Genomic DNA, 21,067 nt, shown 5'->3' with positions numbered 1-21,067 from the left:
TGAGTTACCATTCTGACATAAATAATCTTAAAATAACTAAATTAATTAATACTTACCTAAGATTAATTCTTTACTAGCCAAAACTTTACCATCTGAATTTAAAATTGAGATGTCAACAGTATAAGTATTGCCCTTACCACCAGAGCAAGGAGCTAAATAGGCACCTTCTTGTTTCCCAAATCTTGTTCCAGTATGTGCTTTTACAACGGAGAAACTTTCATCTAACTCGAAAGTTTCTCCTATTTGAGGAGGAATTTCTACATTAGTAGAATCTTCTTCTATATCAAAAGATAATATACCATGTCCTCCATTATCCATTTTAGTAAAAGTCTTATCATTGAACTTTAAAATAACTTTTTTAGCACCATCTGGAAGGTTTTCAATATACAAACCTGGTGTACTTCCAGCTTCTACATTATAATTTGAACATACTTCATCTAAAGGAATTGTTTGACCATCCCATTTCTTATCAGTAAAAGAAACTTCTATATCACTTGCAAGTAATGAAGAGGAAAATAAAAGCGATGAAAGTGCACTATATATTAAAACAAAAACTTTTTTCATGGTAACTCCTTAAGAAATTAATTAATGATTATATCATATATTTTTTTTCAGCATAGCTGTTGTAGTATAGTCTTTTAAAAAGAAAAAAGGCAAATAATGAATTATACTATTACAGAAGGTGCATTTGGGCAAAGACCAAATGTAGCTTTACCAAACCCTAAGATATTAGAAGTTTTAGGAGAAGAAGGCATGAGAGAAATGATTGCCAAGCACTATGATTTTTTAGTACAAACAGAAATAAAAGGACTCTTTCCTCCTACAAAAGAAGGACTTGATGCAGCTAAAAAACATGCAGCTGATTTTTTTATACAAATTTGTGGAGGACCTAGATATTTTGATCACTCAAGAGGAGCACCAAGAATGGTAGCAAGGCACTCTCCTTTTAAAATTGACTCAAATGCAAGAGTTATTTGGCTTGAAAATTTTGCAAAAGCAATTGAAGAGACAAATTTAAATGAAGAGTTAAAAAAATCATTTTGGGAGTATATAGATATTTTTTCTATTTGGATGGTAAATTCTAGTGATTCACCTCACTCTATGTTTAAAATGTAATTATATACTTTAGCTATTTTCCAATAGCTAAAGCATATAAAACCATTGTATTATCACCTATAAACTCACATACTTCATCATCATAATAAGCACCTATTCCGCTACAACCATATCCCAAGTAATTTGAAGCCAAATATAATCTATGTCCGATAATTCCTGCTTTTTGATAAGCAGCTTGGTAATTTTTTGATTTTGTTGTTAAAAAGAATGTAACAGCAGAACTTTTACCTAAATCTTGCTCTAGGCACAAATATCCAGCTTTTTGTTTCAAGTCACCCTCTTTTATAATTTTATCGTCAAGATAAAGACCTAGAATCATATCTTTTACTCTGTTTATTACATAATAAATCTCAACTTCTTCCTCACAATCACTTATAATATTATCTTTAATATTTTTCATTATCATTTCAAATTCTATTTTACTCATAGAGCCTTGATTAAACTCTCTTATGGATCTTCTATTTAAAATAGTTTCTTGAAAAACTTCTTTGTTATAATTAAAACTTGCAGAAGAATTTTGTGCTTGTTTATTTAGAATAGGTAAACTATCTTTATATGCATACTCAATCAATTCATTTTCAACAAAATCTCCAGTAGCAGAGGCATAATTCAATTTAAAATCTGATTTTTTTACCTCTTTATTTGTAGGAAAAGTTACTAAAAAAGCAGAAGTAAAAAACTCATCCCTATCAAAACCAAACATTTTATTTAAAGACTCTTTATCAAAATCGTACCTTATCTCATAAGGCTTTGAAAAAACATAAGAAGAAGCTTCAAGTGCCCCTAAAATATGTCCAGCATCAAGTAAACAATAACGAAATCCTCTATTCTTGTATTTCCAAGATGAACGATAATATACAGATGAAACTAAAAAAATAAATCCATTTTGTTTTTTTTCATATCCAAAATATGGATCTAATCCATCATCTTCAATAGGATTTAACAGTTCTATAGAATTTGAAGAACTATCATAATGATAAATTCCATCATCAATATCTTGGTTATTTCTACTTTGAAAATAGATTTCATTAGGATAGAGTGCCCCTGCACTAGGTATTACTCTTAGATAATACTCAACTCCTGGATAAGTTTTTTTAGCAGTTATTCCAGCACTTTGATAAATAAATCTGTGATTCTCTTTTTCTAAATCTAAAACAACTCTTTTACTCTCAAAATAAGGCTTAAATCTAAAAGGAGGATTGTCCCAATCTATTCTGTTAGGGTTACTTCTAACAGAATAGTATGAGTGTTTAGTTTGTTGATGATATTCAAAAAAGTCTTGAAACAATTATTTCCCTTTGGTTGTGTTGATTCCTGGTTTTTCAGGTGTCCCTACATAATCATTTACTTGATTATTCTCATATCTAAAAAATGAATAAATGCATCCAAAAACCAAAAGAGCTATTATCACAAGTCTTATTGTGTTTCTTTTACTTTTTGATTCTTTTCCATTGTAATCATCTATTTTATTTAAACTTGGTTCATTATTCATATTACTTTTCATAATTAATCCTTTTATTCTTTTCAATTATTATACATCAGTTTTGTTAACAAAAAGTTATAATCTCAGCTTATAATAAAGAGACCATCATTTGATTAACAGTAATTGCTATTTCTTTAATATCCTTATTATCTTTTGTAAGAAATAGATCAAGATTTTCTCTTACTTTATAAAATGATTCACTTTCATTATTTATAAAGTTTGTAAAAGCTACAGCTGGTTCTTCATTTAACCTTTGAAAATTCAATACTTTTTTAGTGTAATGAACAACAATAAACTCAATGAATTGTAAAACTTGATTTCTTAGAACCATATCATTTTTAGAAGTTATTTCTACTTTATTAAGTGAGAAAATAATGTCTAAGATATTAAACTCATGTATAAGAGAGTAAAATAATATAATCACATCTTTAAAGGAGTGATTTGTACTCTCTTTTATTACTATAGCAGGAATCGCAAATCTAAGATAATCAATTACAGAAAAGAAAAGATTAAATTGTTCATCCTTATCAATTAGTTTTTCTACTTTTTGAGTATGTACTTCTTTTAGTAAATCAAAAAGTTCATCTTTATGATCTAAAATATGTGTAGCATCTAACTGATTCTTTTTAAGATATTTAACCATCCATTTAGTACTTGCATATAAAATATATTCTAATTTATTGATTAATTTATATTGTTCATCAACATTCATTATATAATCTTGTTGATAGATTTTTTCTCGTATTTCTTTAGCTCCAAATAGTTGTTTTGCTACTAAATATGATTTGATTTTTAATAAATATCTTTCATTTCCTAATTTTTCATAATCGCTAACAAAAGTACTTCCTTGGGCATTTACAATTATATCAGCCATCATAGTTGCAATAATTTCTCTTTTTAGTGGATGATTTATTATCTCATGTTCATAGGCTCCAACAAATGATTTTGGAAAATATCTATATAAGAACTGCAAGGCAAATTGGTCATCTACTAAAGTTGATTCAAGTAATACTTTTTTTAGAAATATTTTTGAATAAGATAAAAGTGAACATAAAACTGGTCTTACTATTGAGCCACTTATATCTATTATCTCATTTATATTTTCATTTTTGGGAATATGAAAAGCTGCTCTATTAAAAGCTGGTATATTATTATCCAATACTTCAATTACTTTTAAAAAGTCATTTAAATATTTTCTTGAAAATCTTTCATCAATAGATATAGACAAGGCTTGATTGTAATTACTATCCAAAACTAATTTTACAACTTGTTCTGTCATTGAGTTTAAAGTTGCTTGGGAATCTTCTTTACAAATATTTTCATTATTGCTAATCATATTTAATAAAATCTTTAGATTTACTTCATGATCAGAAGTATCAACTCCTGCTGCATTATCGATTCCATCAATATTGATTCTTCCTCCACCTAAAGCATACTCTATTCTTGCTTTTTGTGTAAATCCTAAGTTCCCACCCTCACAAACAATTTTTGCTTTTAAATTATTTGCATCAACTCTTACCGCTTCATTTTGCTTATCACCTATATCTAATGAGTTTTCATCACTTGCTTTTACATAAGTTCCAACTCCTCCATTAAACAATAAATCCACTGGCATAGTAAGAAGCATAATACAAAGTTCTTCTCCACTAACTACTTTTCTTGTTGTTCCCACAAGCTTTTTAATTTCTGGTGTTAGTTCTATCTCTTTTTCACTTCTTAAAAATACTCCACCACCTTGTGAAATTAATTTTTTGTTATAATTTTTCCAACTTCCATTTTTAGATTCAAAAAGTCTTTTTCTCTCTTTGAAACTTTGAATAGGATCTGGAGTTGGGTCAACAAAAATCTCTTTATGTCCAATAGCACCATAAAGAATAAATTTATCTGATTCGATAAGACCATTTCCAAAAACATCTCCATTCATAGATCCAATTCCCATGACAGTTATGTTATCTTTGTAAATATCAATACCCTCTTCAATAAAGAATCTTTCACTTGATCTAAGTGATCCTCGAGCAGTAATTCCTAGCTCTTTATGTCCATATCCATTACTTCCACCACTTGCAAAAGCATCACCCAACCAAAAACCTCTGCTAATAGCAATCTCATTTGCCACATCACTCATAGCAGCAGTTCCTTTATCAGCAGCAACTACAAAATAAGCATCATCTCCATCATAACAAACAAGATTTTTATCTTTTACAACTTTCCCGTCAACCAAATTATCTACTAAATCAAGGTTGGCATTGATAAACATTGTATATACTTCTTTAAAGTACTCTTTTGTGACTTCACTTGTCTCTTTTTTGATTACAAATCCACCCTTTGCACCATCAGGAATAATAATAGAATTTTTACCCTCTTGGGTAATCATAAGAGATTTTATCTCTTGTCTATAATCATCATGTCTATCACTCCATCTAAGACCACCTCTTGAGATATTTGTCATTCTTAAATGAATACCAAAAAAAGATTCATGATAAATAAAATTCTCTAAATTTGGTTGCAATCCTTTAAGGTTTTCTCCAAACTCTGCTGTATTTATTTTAAAAGCAATTGTTTCTTTATCTAAAAAATAACTTGTTCTTAGAAGAGAATCCAAAAATGACAAAGTCAATTTTAAAATCTTATCATCAATTATTTGAGGTATTTGCTTAATTTTTTCTTCTATTTTTTCTTTTAAATCTTTTAACTTAGAGTCTCTTTTTTTAACACTGGGGTCAAACTTTATGTAAAAATAGTCTACAAAAAGCTTAGTAATATCGTGATGGGTAATATATATATTTAAAATCGTTGCAGAATTTATAGTGAGAACTGCTTGATCAATGTATTCAATCATCGCTCTTACTAAACTTATCTTTCTTTCATCAAAGTTTTCATTATAAACCAATGAAAATACCCTTGAGTGTTGAATACATTCATCACTTATAACTTTTGTAATAACATTTTCTAAATTATTTTTAGCATTTAATATTTTGTCTATATCATCATCTTTTTGTAACTTTAGATTAAACCTTGAAACAAAAATTTGATCTTTTCCATTTTGAACATTATAAGTAACTTCATCAATAATCAAAAAACCAATATCATGTAATATTGGAGTAACTAAAGACAAATATAACTGGTGAATAGAAAATATCTTTATATCAATGGAATTCTTTTCTTTTATTATGTTTGTAACAATTTTGTCTGTTTGAACTTGACTGAACAACTCATCGGAAATCTCTAAATCTTCGGGTTTCAATAATTGAGAACATACTGCATTCATATCTGAAGAAGTCATATAAATCCTTTCGTTTTTCTTTATATAATACTACATGCAAAAGATTAAAGAGAAGTTAAACCTAAGTACTAATAAGAAATTTTTGGGCGCCAACTAAGCTTACAATATCTTCTGCTTTTAATTCAATATCTAAACCTCTTTTACCACCACTTACAAAGATAGTCTCATAATTAAATGCACTTTCATCAACAAGAGTTTTTAATCTTTTTTTCTGTCCCAAAGGTGATATTCCACCAAGTAAGTATCCTGTGACTTTTTGAGCTTCATCTTTATCTGCCATTTGTGCTTTTTTTACTTTAAATGCATTTGCTACATCTTTCAAACTTAGTTGTTTAGATACAGGTATTACACAAACAATTAACTCTTTTGGTGTTAGTTCTACTAATAATGTTTTAAATACTCTATTCTTATCAAGGTTTAATTTAATAACTGCTTCTTCCCCAAAATTTGTGCAAGCTGGGTCATGGTCATATTTATGTATTTTAAAATCACATTTATTCTTTTTAAGTAATCTAATTGCAGGTGTCATCTAAAATAAATTCCTTTTTTATCATCTCTTTACCATTTATTATAATAGAAATATAGTGTTTGCCTAAATAGTGTTTTCTAGTAGTCATATTTTTAAAGCTTTGTTTTTTTATAAACTTTTTATTATTTGATTTTACCTCATTTTGACTTATCATAAAAACTTTTTTGTTATGTGCCCTATTTGATTTTAAATAATACATTCCATACTCAACTCTAATATTCCCAAGTTCTTCATCTGAAACAACTTCAAAGGAGAAATTTAAATAATCATCAACTTTTACAAGTTCATCGCAAATAAAATTAGAAATATCTATATGATGTGATTTTCCAAAAGAAAATAACTCCAATACTTTTTCATCACCCTTTTTAAGCAGTGTTCTTGAAGCATGCTTACATATCCAATCAAGCTCTTTGGAAACTCCAAGGTTGTTTTTAACAAACTCAATTACAAGTTCTGGATTATCTTTTGAGATATCATTAAGATTGTTTGCTACAGATTTTTGTACATATTTAGAAGGGTCATTTTTAAGAAGTTCAATTATCTCAAAGACCTTTGATGGATTTGCTTTAAATCTAGGAAGTGCCACAGCCCAAGGAAGTCTAGGACGACACCCTTCACTGGCAAGTCTTCTAATATGTTCATTTGAACTTTTAGCCCAAAGTTTCATTTGTTGCATAGTTTTATCTTCATACTTCAAGATAAATGCTCTTATTGCAAACTCAGAACTAGAATCAATTGTAAAGACTTCTAGTGCATCCATAGAGTTCTCAAAATCATCTAATCCATAAACTTCCACAAAGTCTTGAAAAAACATTGCTTCAAATCCACTAAAATCTTTTGATGCAGGTTTTAATATTTCAAGTTGCTTTTTATAAGGCAAGGGTAAATATTCATTAAGGGTAATTGCAATATGTCGCATTCGCATCTTTAGTTCTAAAATTTCCCAAGTAGGATTAAATATAGAATTTATAAAACCATCATTATCAAAGTCATTGTAATTTTCTTTTATTTTATTTGCTAAATTTCTTATATACTCTTTTGTATATACATTTTTTAATTGTTCTGCCATATTCTCTTCTTTTTAATCTAGTTTTGATATTAAATCATTTGCACTTATATCTATCTTAGAAAATGCAAACCATTTTTTACCAAGGTCTTTTATACTTGCACCTAAATGATAAACTTCTTTTTTATCGATTATCAAAAATCTATCATGGGAATTTTTAAAAGTTTGTAGAGTGATATTCTCATATTGCTTAGAATATTTTGCAAAATCAAGTTTTAACTGTTTTGAGATGGTATTTGTAAATATTGTCACTTTTATATCTAGAACTTTTAAAAAAAGTGTAAAAGTTGTATCATCTATATAATTATCAATAAGTATTATCTCTTCTTTTGCTGTTCTTAATAAATCAGATACAAAACTATAAGCATCATAAACTTGCCCATCAAAAAATATGCCTTGCTTGATTTTCAAACTATTATCCTCTAGTCTTGATGAAATAACATCAACCTTATTCTTTAAGATATTTACATCTTTTTCTAATAATACAAATCTTTCATTGGTGATTTTATCACTATTTATTACATAGCCATTTTGAATATAATTTTTTAGAATTGAAGTTGCCCATTGTCTAAATTTTGTTGCTTTTGATGAACTTATTCTATATCCAACTGAAATTATTGCATCGAGATTATAATGCTTAATAAGACGAGTTACTTTCCTTTTCCCCTCTTGACGAACTACCGAGAAATTCTCGGTAGTTGAATTTTCATTTAATTCTATTCCCTTATAGATATTTTTTAAATGCAGTCCAATATTATCTGTACTTGTACCAAATAATTCTGACATTTGAGATTGTGTAAGCCAAATTGTTTCTTCATTTACAGAAACTTTTAGTTCCAATTCTCCATCATTATAAACTACTATATTAGATATATCATTCATAAGAGTACCTTTTAAGATTTGTTGATTTTGAACTATATCGTAGAAAAAATGTTTAGGTTTAAAATATTGCAGATTGTAAAGTTTTATTATTATAACTCTTGTTTTAAATAATAATAGATGATTATGCTTTATAATAAAAATACAAAAATTTAATAAAATATTTTAATAGTATCAAATAAACTCCTTTGTTATGGGATTTATTTGAAATATATTATTATCGTATGATTTAAGGGTGTTTTATATAAAATGTATGTTTAATAAATAGTTATCAAAGGAGAAAATATATGAATGAAATAAACTTAATTGATATTCTAAATACTTTTATATTAATTACATTATTTTGGTATCAAAAAAATAAAAATAAATTACTTAATGATAGGATTAATGAACAGTCTAAATTACTTTCAGAAACAAAAAATATAATTACAAATCAGGCAACAGCGATAGAAAGTCAACAAAAAGTTGTAGATACAGCATTAAAATATTCAGAAACATTTAATTATGATAAAATTGAAACCATTATAAAAAAAGAACTTGACTTAGAATATCAAAGTGTAATTCAAGAACATAAAGACACAATTACAAAAATGAAAAATGAAAATCCAACACTTATGCAAAAAGATACAGCAGAATATGTACTTAAACTTATGGCAAAAGAATATATTGCGCCATTATTAGGGTCATTAATAATAATGTTATTAGAAAAAGAACCTGAAGATAGAGTAACAATACTTGATCAATTACCAAATCCATTTAAGGATATGGTAAAAAAACTATTAGAAAAATATGATAAAGAACTACTTATGAATGATGACAAAACCTTGGAGAGAAACAAGTGGAAAGTGCGTTTATCTAAACTTTTAAGTATCAATTGAATAAAATATAAATACAAGAGTTTTAAATCGTTAAATCCAGTTGTTTCTCAATTCAATCGTTATTTTAAAACTCTTTATACCATTTAAATATATTCTATGTTTTTCTCTTAAACATTCTTCGACTGTTCGCTTCTCTTACTTTGTGTGGACAAAGTAAGCAAAACCACCAACCGTATCAAAGCCCTTTGGGTTCCCTCATTTATTATTTTTCTTTTTTCTAGACAAGCTTGCTAACTGTCTGAATGTTTAAAAGTTCCTAAACGGAAGTTTTAATAAATGAGTTTTAGCAAGCATAAAAAATAAAAATAATAAGGGAGGGAACCTTTGGCTTCGCAGCCGTAGTTGTTTTTGCTTACTTTTCGTCAATACAAAAGTAAGAAAGCGAAGAGGTTTACCTCTTCAAGAGAGTATTATTTCTTATGCCCCTCATAAAGTTCAATAATCTCCTCCTTACTCAACTCCCTTTGTAATTTATCACTTTGCTCTTTTACTAAAATACCAAATTTTATGGACTCCTCTTTAGTTAAATCTTCTCCAAAAAACTCATTTATTATAAAAGCAACTCCTCCTTTTCCTGATTGAGAATTCACTCTAATAACATCTTCATATCCCCTTTTTATATCTTTTGGGTCTATTGGCAAGTAAGGGACATTCCACTCTTGGCAAGAGTTTTCTCTGTAAAAGTCAATCCCTTTTTTGATAGCATCTTGATGTCCACCACTAAAGGCTGTAAAAATCATGTCTCCCACATAGGGATGTCTTGGATTTATATTTAAGTTTGTTAAATTCTCATACATCTTTTTTACTTCATCGACAATTGATAAATCAAGTTTAGAATCAATTCCTTGTGAATGTAAATTAAAAGCAAAATTTACTAAATCTAAGTTCCCTGCTCTTTCACCATTTCCAAATAGTGTTCCTTCAACTCTATTTGCTCCTGCTAAAACTGCAAGTTCTGCTGAGGCTACTGATGTTCCTCTGTCATTGTGTGGATGAACACTTATTATAAGGGTATTTCTGTTGTTTAAATTATTGCACATCCACTCTATTCTATCTGCGTAAATATTTGCAGTACAAGCTTCTAGGGTATTTGGCAAGTTTATTATCATCTTCTTTTGTACTGTTGGTTTTACAACCTCTATTACTTTATTACATATTTTTACAGCAAACTCTAAATCAGTTTGGGAAAAACTCTCAGGAGAATAATCATATATAACATTGCCCTCAAAATCTTTAGTAATTTCCACTAAGTATTTCATAGACTCAACTGCCATGTTTACTATCTCTTCATCAGTTTTATTAAACACCACTCTTCTTTGAAACTCATTTGTGGGATTGTATAAATGAAATATTCCATTTTTAACTCCACTCATAGCTTCAACACTTCTTTTTATCCACTCTTTTTTTGCTGGAATCAATACTTGAATAGTAACATCATCAGGTATTAAATTCTCTTCAATTAATTTTCTTGTAAAATTAAAATCAGTATCACTAGCACTTGGATAACTTACTTCTATTTGTTTAAATCCCATCTTTACTAAAGTATTAAAATACTCCAACTTTTGTTCGATATTTAAAGGGTTTACTAAAGCTTGGTTTCCATCTCTTAAATCTACGCTTCCATAAATAGGTGCTTTTGTGATTTGATTATCTGGCCAAGTTCGTACGAAATCTTTGACAATAGGATATTGTCTATATTTTTTATAAGTCATTTTATTCTCCATGATTTTATATATTTTGCAAATATTTGCGACAAAAAATGATAAGGTATGATTTGAAAATTATTTAGTGAGTAAGAGGTTTGAGAGTAGATTATTTGTTTGAATATGATTATATTTTTTTATACTATTCATAGTTTCTCCTTTTATTTACAGAAGTATATAAAATAAAAGAATTTAAATCTTGTACAAAATTAACATTTACGAAAGTATATTTTTTTGAAATTCTTTAGGGGTTAGTTGAAACACTCGTTTAAAACTTCTATTTAAATGGCTTTGGTCAAAAAAACCACTTTGTAAAGCAACTTCAATGATGGGCAAATTTGAGTTTAAAAGTTCTTTTGCCTTATGAACTTTTTTATTAAGTATATATGCATGAATGGCTAAGCCAAACTCTTTTTTAAAAACTCTTATTAGATGAACAACTGTTATATTAAACTCTTTTGATATATCTTCTAAAATAATATCTTCCAAAAAGTTTTTATCAAGATAATTTTTTATTTTCATAGATAAAGAGTTTTTTTCTACTTCTTCTATATTTTCTTTTAAAGAAAAAGTATTTAAACAAAACTCAATAAATAACTCTTCTTTTTCTAATAAAGAAATATCCTCAGCCAATAATATTTCACATAAATTTATAAAACAATTCTTATCATCTTGTAAGAAATTGTAATCAAAAGATATGCCCAAATTCAAGTTTTCTAAGTAATTTTTATCTATATATAATACATATCCATCTTTGACAATTTCACTATTTAGTATTGCGTTATGGATTATATTTGAGTTGATTATGGCTATTTCATTGGGGTTTAATATTTTAGAAGAGTCATTAAAATTTATATTTAATGAGCCCTCTTTAAGTGCGGTAATTGTAAGTTCTTCATGCAAATGCATTTTTTCACATTGGCTTATATCTTTTATATATCTTAATTCTAAAAAATCTAACTTTTTATTTTTGAAGATTTTTGTTTTCATCAACTTACAATTATCTTTACTATATTAGCAACAAGCATAAAAACAAGTACAAAAACAAGTACCTTTTTTATAAACTCTTCTCCACCTTTAATAGCATAATGACTTCCAACATAAGAGCCTGCTATATTTGCTAATCCCAAAACAATAGCAACACCCCATAATACTTTTCCAGCTGCAATAAAAGCAATAGCAGAACCTACATTTGTAGCAAAATTTAAAGGTTTAGTTGAAGCTGTTGCAATTAAATAATCAAGATGTAAAAACTTTTTCATAGAAATAGTCATATAAGTTCCCGTCCCAGGACCTAATAAACCATCATAAAATCCAATTGGAGCAGTTGCAAGAATAATATTTTTATTATTTATTTCTGTTTTCTCTTCTACTATTTTTTTACTTTTTTTAAATAGAAATATCATAGCAACAGGAATAGCTAAAATAATAGCCCATTTGATTATCTCATCAGATACAAACATTACTAATCTACTTCCAATATAAGAAGCAATAAGACAAGGAATAATTGCAATACTTACAACTTTCCAAGAGATTTTTTTACTAAGTGCATATTTAATTGTTGCCATTAAAACACCAACTAAACCTGCCATTTTATTTGAAGCTAAAACATGAAGAGGAGATAAACCACTTAGAAGTAATACAGGAACTTGAACCATTCCACCACCACCTGCAATTGAGTCAATATACCCAGCCAAAAATCCAGCAATAACAAATCCTATTACCCAATAAAGAGTAATATCAGCAAAAAGTTCCATAGGGAATCCTAATAAAAATATTGTCTATTAAAAAGATAGCATGATGCTATCTTTTATCTTAAGCGAATGCAGGTTCTAAGAAAGGAATAATTTGTTTTTTTCTTGATAAACAACCATCAAGCCATACTTTTCCATTTTCAAGTTTTACATCAAATGCTTTTTCAAAAATAGAAGGGTTTTCTGAAGCTACTAATACTTCACTTCCTTCTTTCATAATATCTGTCAAAATTAGACATGCAGTATGTAAGTTATTTTCAACTCTTAATTTTTCTAAGTCTGATTCTAGTTCATCTTTTACACTATCAAAAATAGCTAAATCAATAACTTCTAACTGTCCTATACCAACTTTTGTTCCATGCATATCAAAAGGTTTATAATCTCTTAAAATCAAATCTCGTACAGGTACACCCTCAACTGCTGATTTAACTTTAAACATCTCCATACCTAAAGCTCCAAAATCTTCTACTCCACAAATCTCAGCTAATTCTCTAACTGCTTTAATATCTGTTTCTGTACAAGTAGGCGATTTGAAAATAACAGTATCAGATAAAATTGCACACATCATGATTCCTGCAATATTTGCTGGAATCTCAACTTTATGAAAGTCATACATCTCTTTTACGATTGTATTTGTACATCCAACAGGTCTAATCCAACACTCTAAAGGAGTTGAAGTAGTAATATCACCTAGTTTGTGATGATCAACTATACCGACAACTGTTGCTTTATCCAAGTCAGCTGGAGCTTGTCCTCTATCTGAATAATCAGTAATAAAAAGTTCACAACCTGCAAACTCAGTTTTAAGCTCAGGTGCTTCAAATCCAAATCTGTCTAAGATAAATTGAGTTTCAGGAGAAACTGGTCCTTGTCGTGCTGGAATCGCTTCTCTTCCTATTTTGTTTAATAAATATCCTAAAGAAAGTGCTGAACAAATTGAATCTGAGTCAGGAGTTGTGTGTCCACATGTATAAATTGCCATAAAAAATTTCCTATTTTAAGTTTTCGTGATTTTATCTAAAATTATGTTATTTTACTTTTAAATAAAAAACAACTTTTATTTATTAATTTGGGCATTAATTTAATTCTTTATAATAAAAGAGAATATCAAAAATCTTTTAATTAAGTTACTAAAATCTTAGCAGGAAGATTTATCAACGAAAATAAAGAATATTTTTCGCATAATGAATACAAACTAAATTAAGGAGTTAATATGTTAAAAAAAGAAATCTCAGATGCCTTAGTGTTACAATTAAACAAAGAATTCCAATCGTCTTATATTTATTTGGGTATGTCAGCGTATGCTTCAAAGATTGGATTAAATGGTTCATCAAGTTGGTTTTTAGTGCAATATCAAGAAGAAGTTGCACATGCAATGAAACTATTTAAATATCTTGAAAATCAAGAAGTACATGTTACTTTACCTAAGATAGAAGAAGCAAATGTAGATTTTAAATCAATATTAGATACATTTAAAAAAGCTTTAGCACACGAAAGTAAAATGAGTGCAAACTTAAATGAATTAAGTGATTTAACTATGAAAAACAAAGATCATGCTACATACAATATGCTTCAATGGTATGTAACAGAACAAGTTGAAGAAGAAGCTACATTAAACACAATCATTGACAAAATTAAACTTGTTGGAGATAATGGTTATGGTCTTTATGCAATTGATCAAGAATTGGGTGCGAGAACTTTTACCGACCCAACAATAACTGTTTAATCAAAATATTTTAAAGCCCTATTTCTATTTAGGGCTTTACCTTTTATTAAAAAAATAATCTTATATTTGATATAATATAAATTCTTCATAGCTTATTAGGAGCATTTATGACAAAAATTACCACTTATTTACTTACACTATTTTTAGCACTATTTTTCACATCTTGTTTCAATGAAAAAGACAATAATACTAGGTTTTATGGGAATGTTGATTTAAGAACGGTTTCATTAGGATTGAGGGTTTCAGGGAAAATATCAAATCTATATTTTGATGAGGGAAAAAAAGTCAAAAAAGGAGAGTTATTAGCTTCTCTTGATAAAGATTTATACCAAGAAAGTCTCAATGAAATTCAAGCCCAAATTAATATGCAAGAAATCCAATTAAAAAAGTTAGAAAATGGATATAGAGAAGAAGAAATATTAAAAGCTAAAGCATTATTATCTAAAAGTTCTGCTGCTTTAAATAAAGCTCAAATAGATTTAAAAAGATATAACAAACTTCTCAAAACAAATTCAATCCCTATAGAAAAGCATGATGAAATTTTACTTTCATACAATAGTGCAAAAGCACAATATGATTATGATAAAAAAAACTATGAACAACTACAAAATGGTTATCAAAAAGAAGATATACAATCAGCTCGTGCAAAATTACAATATTTAAAAGTACAAGAAAAACAAGCCCAAATCCATCTAAATGATACACAATTATTTGCTCCAAATGATGGCACAATATTAACAAGAGCATACGAAGTAGGAGCTATAGTACCACAAGGGGCTTCGATTATGGAAATGGCTTTACAAAATCAATATTGGATAAGAAGTTATATAGATGAAAAATATTTAGGAGTAATTAAACCTAATATGAAAGCAAAAGTTTATACAGATTCAAGACCAAACAAACCATACAAAGCAATTGTAAGTTTTATTTCTCCTCAAGCAGAATTTACACCTAAAAGTGTACAAACCCAAGAATTAAGAACACAACTTGTATATCGTGTTCGATTTGTACTACAAGAGCATGATGACTTAATTCAACAAGGAATGCCAGTAACCATAGAGTTTGACAATTTAAGTAAAGACAAATAAAAATGTCATTAGTTGTTGCGAAACAAATTACAAAAACATTTAACAAAATCCCTGCTATTTCAAAACTAGATATAAACATAAAAAAAGGAAAAATTACAGGACTAGTAGGTCCTGATGGAGCAGGAAAAACTACTCTTATTAGACTTATGACTGGACTACTTGATGTAGACAGTGGCGAATTAGAAGTTTTAGATTATTCCTTACCTAAAGATGCAGACAAAATACAAAGCAAAATCGGATATATGCCTCAAAAATTTGGCTTGTATGAAGATTTAAGTGTTTTGGAAAATCTTACTTTATATGCAAACTTACAGTCTATTCCAAAAGATGAACAAAAAAAAAGAATCAATGAATTATTGGAGTTTATCAATTTAAAAAAGTTTGAATCATTTCTTGCCAAAAATTTATCTGGAGGGATGAAACAAAAACTAGGTCTGGCTTGTGCTTTGATAAAAAAGCCAGAGCTTTTGCTTTTAGATGAGCCAGGTGTTGGAGTTGACCCAATTTCTAGAAAAGAGTTATGGGCGATTGTTAATAAATTGGTTGAAGATGATGTGGGAGTTGTTTGGAGTACAGCTTATCTAGATGAAGCAGAACTTTGTGATGAAGTAATACTTTTAAATGAAGGTTCTATTTTATTTGAAGGAATTCCAAAAGAGTTAAGTAAAACTATGGAAGGCAAAGTTTTTAAAATAGTAGGAGATATAAAAGATAAAAGACAAACACTAAGATTGGCATTAAAACATGAGCAAATAAAAGATGGTGTAATCTTAGGAAATAGTATTAAACTGATTTGTGAAAGCAAAGATGATTTACCACCCCTTGAAAAAATAGAAGCCCAAAATTGTACTTATGAAGATATGCAGCCAAATTTTGAAGATGGTTTTATAAATATTTTAAAAGGTAACTTTGATGGGGAATCATTATTAGCAAAACAAATGGGTGAATTTGAAGAAAATGAGGGTACTTTAATTGAAGCTTCCCATTTAACTAAAGCTTTTGGAAGTTTTAAAGCTACAGATGATGTAAGCTTTAAGATAAAAAGAGGTGAAATATTTGGCTTTTTAGGACCTAATGGAGCAGGAAAATCAACTACATTTAAAATGTTATGTGGCTTAGTAAAACCCACAAGTGGACAGGCACATGTTTTAGGAATAAGCTTAGAAACCTCTTCACATAAAGCCCGTAGCAAAATTGGATATATGTCTCAAAAGTTTTCACTTTATGGAGATATTTCTGTTTTTGAAAATCTCAAATTTTTTGCTGGAGTTTATGGATTAAGAGGAAAAGAAAAAAAAGAAAAAATAAATAGTATGATTGAAATTTTTGAGTTGGAAAAATATAAAAAAACAGCTTCAAAAACTTTACCCTTAGGATATAAACAAAGACTTTCACTTGCTTGTGCTGTTATGCATGACCCTGTAGTGCTTTTTTTAGATGAGCCAACTTCTGGAATTGACCCACTTACAAGACGAGAATTTTGGAATCATATCTATGCAATGGTACAAAAGGGAATGACGATCATGGTTACAACCCATTTTATGGATGAAGCAGAATATTGCGACAGAATAGCTTTGATTTATAAAGGTAAAGCAATAGCTTTGGATACTCCATATAATCTTATTAACCAAGTTGGTTCTAATGCTACTATGGAAGATACTTTTATAGAACTAATTAAAAGAGAAGATGATGAATAAACAACGATTATTGGCACTTTTTATAAAAGAGAGTTTACAAATAATTCGAGACCCAAGTGCATTAATAATTGCTTTTATTTTACCACTTATGCTCCTTTTTTTAATGGGTTACGCTATTTCATTAGACTCAAAACATATTCCAGTGGGAATTGTAATTGAAAAAAACTCTGCCCACACTTCTAGTTTGATAAAAGCATTTCAAACTAGTGAAAGTTTTGATGTTCAAATAGCAAATGATAGAAGAACTTTTGTAAAACAACTACAAGAAGGAAAATTAAGAGCCATGATTGTGGTTCCTGCAACTTTTGATAAAGATATTTTAAAAGCTGAACCCAAAATACAAATTATCACAGATGGAAGCGAACCTAGTATTGCAAATTTTGTTATAAAATATAGTTTTGCTTTGTGGCAAAATTGGCTTGAGTTTGAAAAACTATCAACAAAATTAAACATTGATATTCAAACAAGATATTGGTTTAATGCACCATTATTGAGTAGTTACTTTTTACTTCCAGGTTCCATTGCTATAACTTTGACACTTATTGGTACTCTTTTAACTGCATTAGTAGTAGCAAGAGAGTGGGAAAGAGGTACAATGGAAGCTATTATGTCAACTCCAATTACAATATTAGAATTACTTTTAGGTAAACTTTTACCTTACTTTGTTTTAGGACTTTTTTCACTACTTATTTGTGTACTTATTACCTTATTTTGGTTTGAGATTCCATTTAGAGGTTCGTATATACTTTTAGTTTTAACTTCTAGTGTCTATTTATTTGCAGCACTTAGTATTGGTTTGCTTATTTCTACTTTAGCAAAGAATCAGTTTGTGGCAGCTCAAATGGCTTTAATCATAGGCTTTTTACCTGCGATGATTTTATCAGGATTTATTTTTCAAATAAGTAGTATGCCATCTTGGTTACAGTTTTTAACCCACATCATACCAGCAAGATATTTTATAAATATTTTACAAACACTCTTTTTAGCAGGAAATATTTATGAAATAATTATTCCAAATACCCTTTGGATGTTGGGTATTGGTCTATTTTTATTTGGAATTATTTTTATTATTACTAAAAAGAAGTTAAGCTCATGATTTATCAATTAATATCTCTTATTAGAAAAGAATTTTTAGCCATTTGGAGTGATAAGCGTTCTCGTATTGTAATTATTGTACCACCTATTATTATGCTTGTATTGTTCTCATTTGCAATAACTATGGAAGTTAAAAATATCAGTATTGGTATTTTAGATAGAAATAATTCAAGCCAAAGTCAAGAATTAATTCGTACTTTAAAATATAGTGATCGTTTTACTCAAGTACTTTATTTAAAAAGCTATGATGATTTGAAAGAGAAGATAGATTCTCAAGAAATTCTAGCTGGAATTGAGATACCTCAAGATTTTGCAAAGAATATGCAAAAAGGCAAAACTGCAAACATAGGAATTATTGCAGATGGAAGGAAATCAACAAGTGCTCAAATTGCAGTTGGATATGTTCAACTTAGCATTAATAATTTCTTTTCAAAAAATAAAGATACCTTAGTAGTTCGAAATTGGTACAATCCAAATTTAGAGAATTTTTGGTGGATACTTCCAAATTTAGTTGGAAGTTTAACTATACTTATTGCTTTGATTTTAACTTCATTATCAGTTGCTAGAGAGAGGGAACTTGGAACTTTTGAACAAATATCAGTTGCGCCACTTAGTCCTACTATTTTAATCATTGGAAAGACTATTCCACCTATGATTATTAGTATCTTAGAAGCTAGCATTATTTTTATAAGTGCTATTACATTTTTTGGTGTTCCTTTTATTGGTTCACTTAGTATTTTAATAGTTTCAATTTTTGCTTTTGTATTTTCGGTTGTTGGCTTTGGATTATTTATTTCTTCTATTTCTTCAACTCAACAACAAGGGATTTTAGGTGCTTTTATACTTTTAGTACCTTCAATTTTAATGTCTGGATTTGCAACACCTATTGAAAATATGCCCCAATGGCTTATCCCTTTTACAAATCTTATTGCATTAAAATATTTTTTAATACTTCTCAAAGGTTTATTTTTAAAAGATATATCTTGGGAAATTGCAATCTGGGAGATTTTACCCATGATTGCATTAGGAGTTGTTACTCTTATTATCGCAACTTGGTTTTTCAAAAAGAAAGTAACTTAAGAGATACTCTCTTTTTTTATTAAAGTTGTTTCAAAACCTTGACTTGGATGAAGAGGAACTAAAAAAGATAAAATAAAAGATGCCAATCCAATAATTGCACCAATAATAAATACAAGTGAATGAGAATATAACCAAATCAAACCTAAGAAAAATGGCAAAAATACAGCTGCGATATGATTTATAGTAAAACTAACAGCACTTGCACTTGCTATATCTTTAGGATCTGCGATTTTTTGGAAATATGTTTTTAGAGCAATTGCCATTGAAAACAGTAAATGATCAATAATATATAAGAAAAAAGCAAAATAAATATTTTCAACAAAAGCATAAGAAGTAAAAACTATCACTAATCCAATATATTCTATTTTTAAAGTAGTTGATTCCCCTACTTTTACAATAAACTTACCGATTTTTGGTGCAAGATATATATTTAAAATAGCATTAATAAAAAGTAAAGTTACCATATTTTCAATATTTAAACCAAACTTTTCTACAAGCAAAAATCCTGCAAATACAACAAATATCTGTCTTCTAGCACCTGCAAAAAATGTCAAAATATAAAAAAGCCAATACTCTTTTTTTATAACTAGTTTTTTCTCTTGTACCACATCATCTTTAAAATGATCAAATCCTACCCAAGCAATAATCGCAACAAACGAAGTAATCAAACCAAAAAATGCATAAACATACTTGTACTCTACACTATAAAACTTCATCATAATATATATCAAAACAAATACTATCAACGAAGTAAAAGATCTAGCTGCTGTGATTTTTCCTAAAACAATTGGAGCTTTTGCCTTATCTAACCATTGTAAAGATAATGATTGATTTAAAGTTTCTAGATAATGAAAACCTACAGACATCAAAATTGTAGTTAAGTATAAACCCAAAGCACTAGGATAAAGTCCAGTTAAAAACACTCCTAAACCTAAAGCTATCATTGCAATATAAGCTAATCTTTGTTGAGCAACAAAGATAATTACTAAAATAACTGTAAAGGCTAAAAAGCCAGGAATTTCCCTTAAACTTTGTAAGATACCTATTTGACTACCATCAAAAGAGGCTACTTCTATTACATAATTATTAAGTAAACTCATCCAAGCTGAAAAAGCAAAAACCATAGATATCGATAATATATAAAGTAAAGCTACTCTTGATTTAAAAAGATTTTTTATCATTATTTTCCTAATATTCAATAAGTTATAATAATAGCTTTAAAATATAAAATATGACTTTATTTATTTTTTTAATAAGCAATAAAAATAATATTATTTAACTTCAAATTTTAAAATAAGTTTATAATTTATTTTAATTTTAAGAATACACTTAATACAATATTTGAATTGATAGTTTACACTAACAAAAAGTCGCAGTCAATTTGTATATTTTATATACAGCTTAAAATTGACATAGATTTTTATTTTGGTTAGACTTCTTGCATGTTATAATAAGAAAAGGAGTTAATATGATTTTTTATAATAATAGATTATTAGAATTAGAAGAAGTATTTAATTCTTTTATCTTCTCAAATATTATGTATATTATTCCACATCCAATAAAACAAATACAAAATATATTAATTCAAGACAAAAACTTCATTCTAGGTGCCAGGTAGACCCTGCACAATTACCTTTGATTACTTTAATTGTGCTATTAAGCAATATTGTTTAATACATAAATAAAATTA

The 21,067-nt window shown here is 28.1% G+C and carries 20 protein-coding genes; 8 read left to right on the top strand and 12 right to left on the bottom strand.

The genetic code is table 11. The features are described from left to right. Positions 1–45: 45 nt before the first annotated feature. Positions 46–564, bottom strand: coding sequence for a hypothetical protein (locus tag CRU95_RS03370; RefSeq protein WP_129099742.1), 519 nt, complete (start codon positions 562–564; stop codon positions 46–48). Between the two features lie 96 nt (positions 565–660). Between CRU95_RS03370 and CRU95_RS03365 the strand changes: the two genes are divergently transcribed. After that, positions 661–1,116: a globin gene (locus tag CRU95_RS03365; protein WP_129099741.1), complete on the top strand. Its 456-nt coding sequence runs from the start codon at positions 661–663 to the stop codon at positions 1,114–1,116. Between the two features lie 13 nt (positions 1,117–1,129). On the opposite strand, the gene CRU95_RS03360 is transcribed toward CRU95_RS03365, so the two are convergent. The 6 genes from CRU95_RS03360 to rhuM all read right to left on the bottom strand — a co-directional run bounded on the left by CRU95_RS03360 (position 1,130) and on the right by rhuM (position 8,359). Next, complete coding sequence (locus tag CRU95_RS03360; protein WP_129099740.1) at positions 1,130–2,404, bottom strand: SagB family peptide dehydrogenase; 1,275 nt, start codon at positions 2,402–2,404, stop codon at positions 1,130–1,132. Further along, complete coding sequence (locus CRU95_RS03355; RefSeq protein WP_129099739.1) at positions 2,405–2,620, bottom strand: hypothetical protein; 216 nt, start codon at positions 2,618–2,620, stop codon at positions 2,405–2,407. A 67-nt stretch (positions 2,621–2,687) separates the two neighbouring features. After that, entirely contained in the window at positions 2,688–5,882 is a 3,195-nt protein-coding gene (locus CRU95_RS03350; RefSeq protein ID WP_129099738.1) for an NAD-glutamate dehydrogenase domain-containing protein, read from the bottom strand. 61 nt (positions 5,883–5,943) lie between these two features. Next, complete coding sequence (gene ybaK, locus CRU95_RS03345; protein WP_129099737.1) at positions 5,944–6,411, bottom strand: Cys-tRNA(Pro) deacylase; 468 nt, start codon at positions 6,409–6,411, stop codon at positions 5,944–5,946. After that, positions 6,395–7,480 (bottom strand): DNA alkylation repair protein, encoded by a 1,086-nt coding sequence (locus tag CRU95_RS03340; protein ID WP_129099736.1) that lies wholly within the window; start codon positions 7,478–7,480, stop codon positions 6,395–6,397. Before CRU95_RS03340 ends, ybaK begins: the two co-directional genes overlap by 17 nt. Before the next feature lie 12 nt (positions 7,481–7,492). Then, entirely contained in the window at positions 7,493–8,359 is an 867-nt protein-coding gene (gene rhuM, locus CRU95_RS03335) for a RhuM family protein (RefSeq protein ID WP_129099735.1), read from the bottom strand. A gap of 284 nt (positions 8,360–8,643) precedes the next feature. Here rhuM and CRU95_RS03330 point away from each other — a divergent pair, with 284 nt between their 5' ends. Beyond that, the gene (locus CRU95_RS03330) at positions 8,644–9,234 is read left to right on the top strand and encodes a hypothetical protein (protein WP_129099734.1); all 591 of its coding nucleotides are present in this window, start codon (positions 8,644–8,646) and stop codon (positions 9,232–9,234) included. A 410-nt stretch (positions 9,235–9,644) separates the two neighbouring features. Here the strand turns inward: CRU95_RS03330 and CRU95_RS03325 are convergent, their stop codons facing one another. From CRU95_RS03325 to CRU95_RS03310, 4 genes are all read right to left on the bottom strand, one after another. Beyond that, on the bottom strand, positions 9,645–10,946 hold the full coding sequence (locus CRU95_RS03325; protein ID WP_129099733.1) for a 2-isopropylmalate synthase: 1,302 nt from the start codon (positions 10,944–10,946) through the stop codon (positions 9,645–9,647). 207 nt (positions 10,947–11,153) lie between these two features. Next, positions 11,154–11,927 carry an AraC family transcriptional regulator gene (locus CRU95_RS03320; protein WP_129099732.1) on the bottom strand — a complete coding sequence of 258 codons (774 nt, stop codon included), beginning with the start codon at positions 11,925–11,927 and terminating at the stop codon, positions 11,154–11,156. Further along, positions 11,927–12,694 (bottom strand): TSUP family transporter, encoded by a 768-nt coding sequence (locus CRU95_RS03315; protein ID WP_129099731.1) that lies wholly within the window; start codon positions 12,692–12,694, stop codon positions 11,927–11,929. Before CRU95_RS03315 ends, CRU95_RS03320 begins: the two co-directional genes overlap by 1 nt. A gap of 58 nt (positions 12,695–12,752) precedes the next feature. Further along, a complete protein-coding gene (locus tag CRU95_RS03310) occupies positions 12,753–13,673 on the bottom strand; it encodes a manganese-dependent inorganic pyrophosphatase (RefSeq protein ID WP_129099730.1) in 921 nt (306 codons plus the stop codon). 231 nt (positions 13,674–13,904) lie between these two features. Between CRU95_RS03310 and CRU95_RS03305 the strand changes: the two genes are divergently transcribed. From CRU95_RS03305 to CRU95_RS03285, 5 genes are all read left to right on the top strand, one after another. Then, positions 13,905–14,417: a ferritin gene (locus CRU95_RS03305; protein WP_129099729.1), complete on the top strand. Its 513-nt coding sequence runs from the start codon at positions 13,905–13,907 to the stop codon at positions 14,415–14,417. A gap of 107 nt (positions 14,418–14,524) precedes the next feature. Beyond that, the gene (locus tag CRU95_RS03300; protein WP_129099728.1) at positions 14,525–15,505 is read left to right on the top strand and encodes an efflux RND transporter periplasmic adaptor subunit; all 981 of its coding nucleotides are present in this window, start codon (positions 14,525–14,527) and stop codon (positions 15,503–15,505) included. Positions 15,506–15,507: 2 nt separating this feature from the next. Continuing rightward, on the top strand, positions 15,508–17,202 hold the full coding sequence (locus CRU95_RS03295; RefSeq protein WP_129099727.1) for an ATP-binding cassette domain-containing protein: 1,695 nt from the start codon (positions 15,508–15,510) through the stop codon (positions 17,200–17,202). Then, entirely contained in the window at positions 17,195–18,298 is a 1,104-nt protein-coding gene (locus CRU95_RS03290; protein WP_129099726.1) for an ABC transporter permease, read from the top strand. The genes CRU95_RS03295 and CRU95_RS03290 overlap by 8 nt, the downstream gene beginning before the upstream one ends. Then, on the top strand, positions 18,295–19,377 hold the full coding sequence (locus CRU95_RS03285) for an ABC transporter permease (protein WP_129099725.1): 1,083 nt from the start codon (positions 18,295–18,297) through the stop codon (positions 19,375–19,377). Before CRU95_RS03290 ends, CRU95_RS03285 begins: the two co-directional genes overlap by 4 nt. Here the strand turns inward: CRU95_RS03285 and CRU95_RS03280 are convergent. Beyond that, on the bottom strand, positions 19,374–20,558 hold the full coding sequence (locus CRU95_RS03280; RefSeq protein WP_129099724.1) for an MFS transporter: 1,185 nt from the start codon (positions 20,556–20,558) through the stop codon (positions 19,374–19,376). The genes CRU95_RS03285 and CRU95_RS03280 overlap by 4 nt on opposite strands. A 287-nt stretch (positions 20,559–20,845) precedes the next feature. On the opposite strand from CRU95_RS03280, the gene CRU95_RS16555 reads away from it, so the two are divergent. After that, on the top strand, positions 20,846–20,995 hold the full coding sequence (locus tag CRU95_RS16555; protein WP_164969716.1) for a hypothetical protein: 150 nt from the start codon (positions 20,846–20,848) through the stop codon (positions 20,993–20,995). Positions 20,996–21,067 lie beyond the last annotated feature (72 nt).

The sequence above is a fragment of the Arcobacter sp. F2176 genome (genome assembly GCF_004116465.1).
GTDB lineage: Bacteria > Campylobacterota > Campylobacteria > Campylobacterales > Arcobacteraceae > Arcobacter > Arcobacter siniprincipis.
This window is presented reverse-complemented; position numbering and strand designations above follow the sequence as displayed.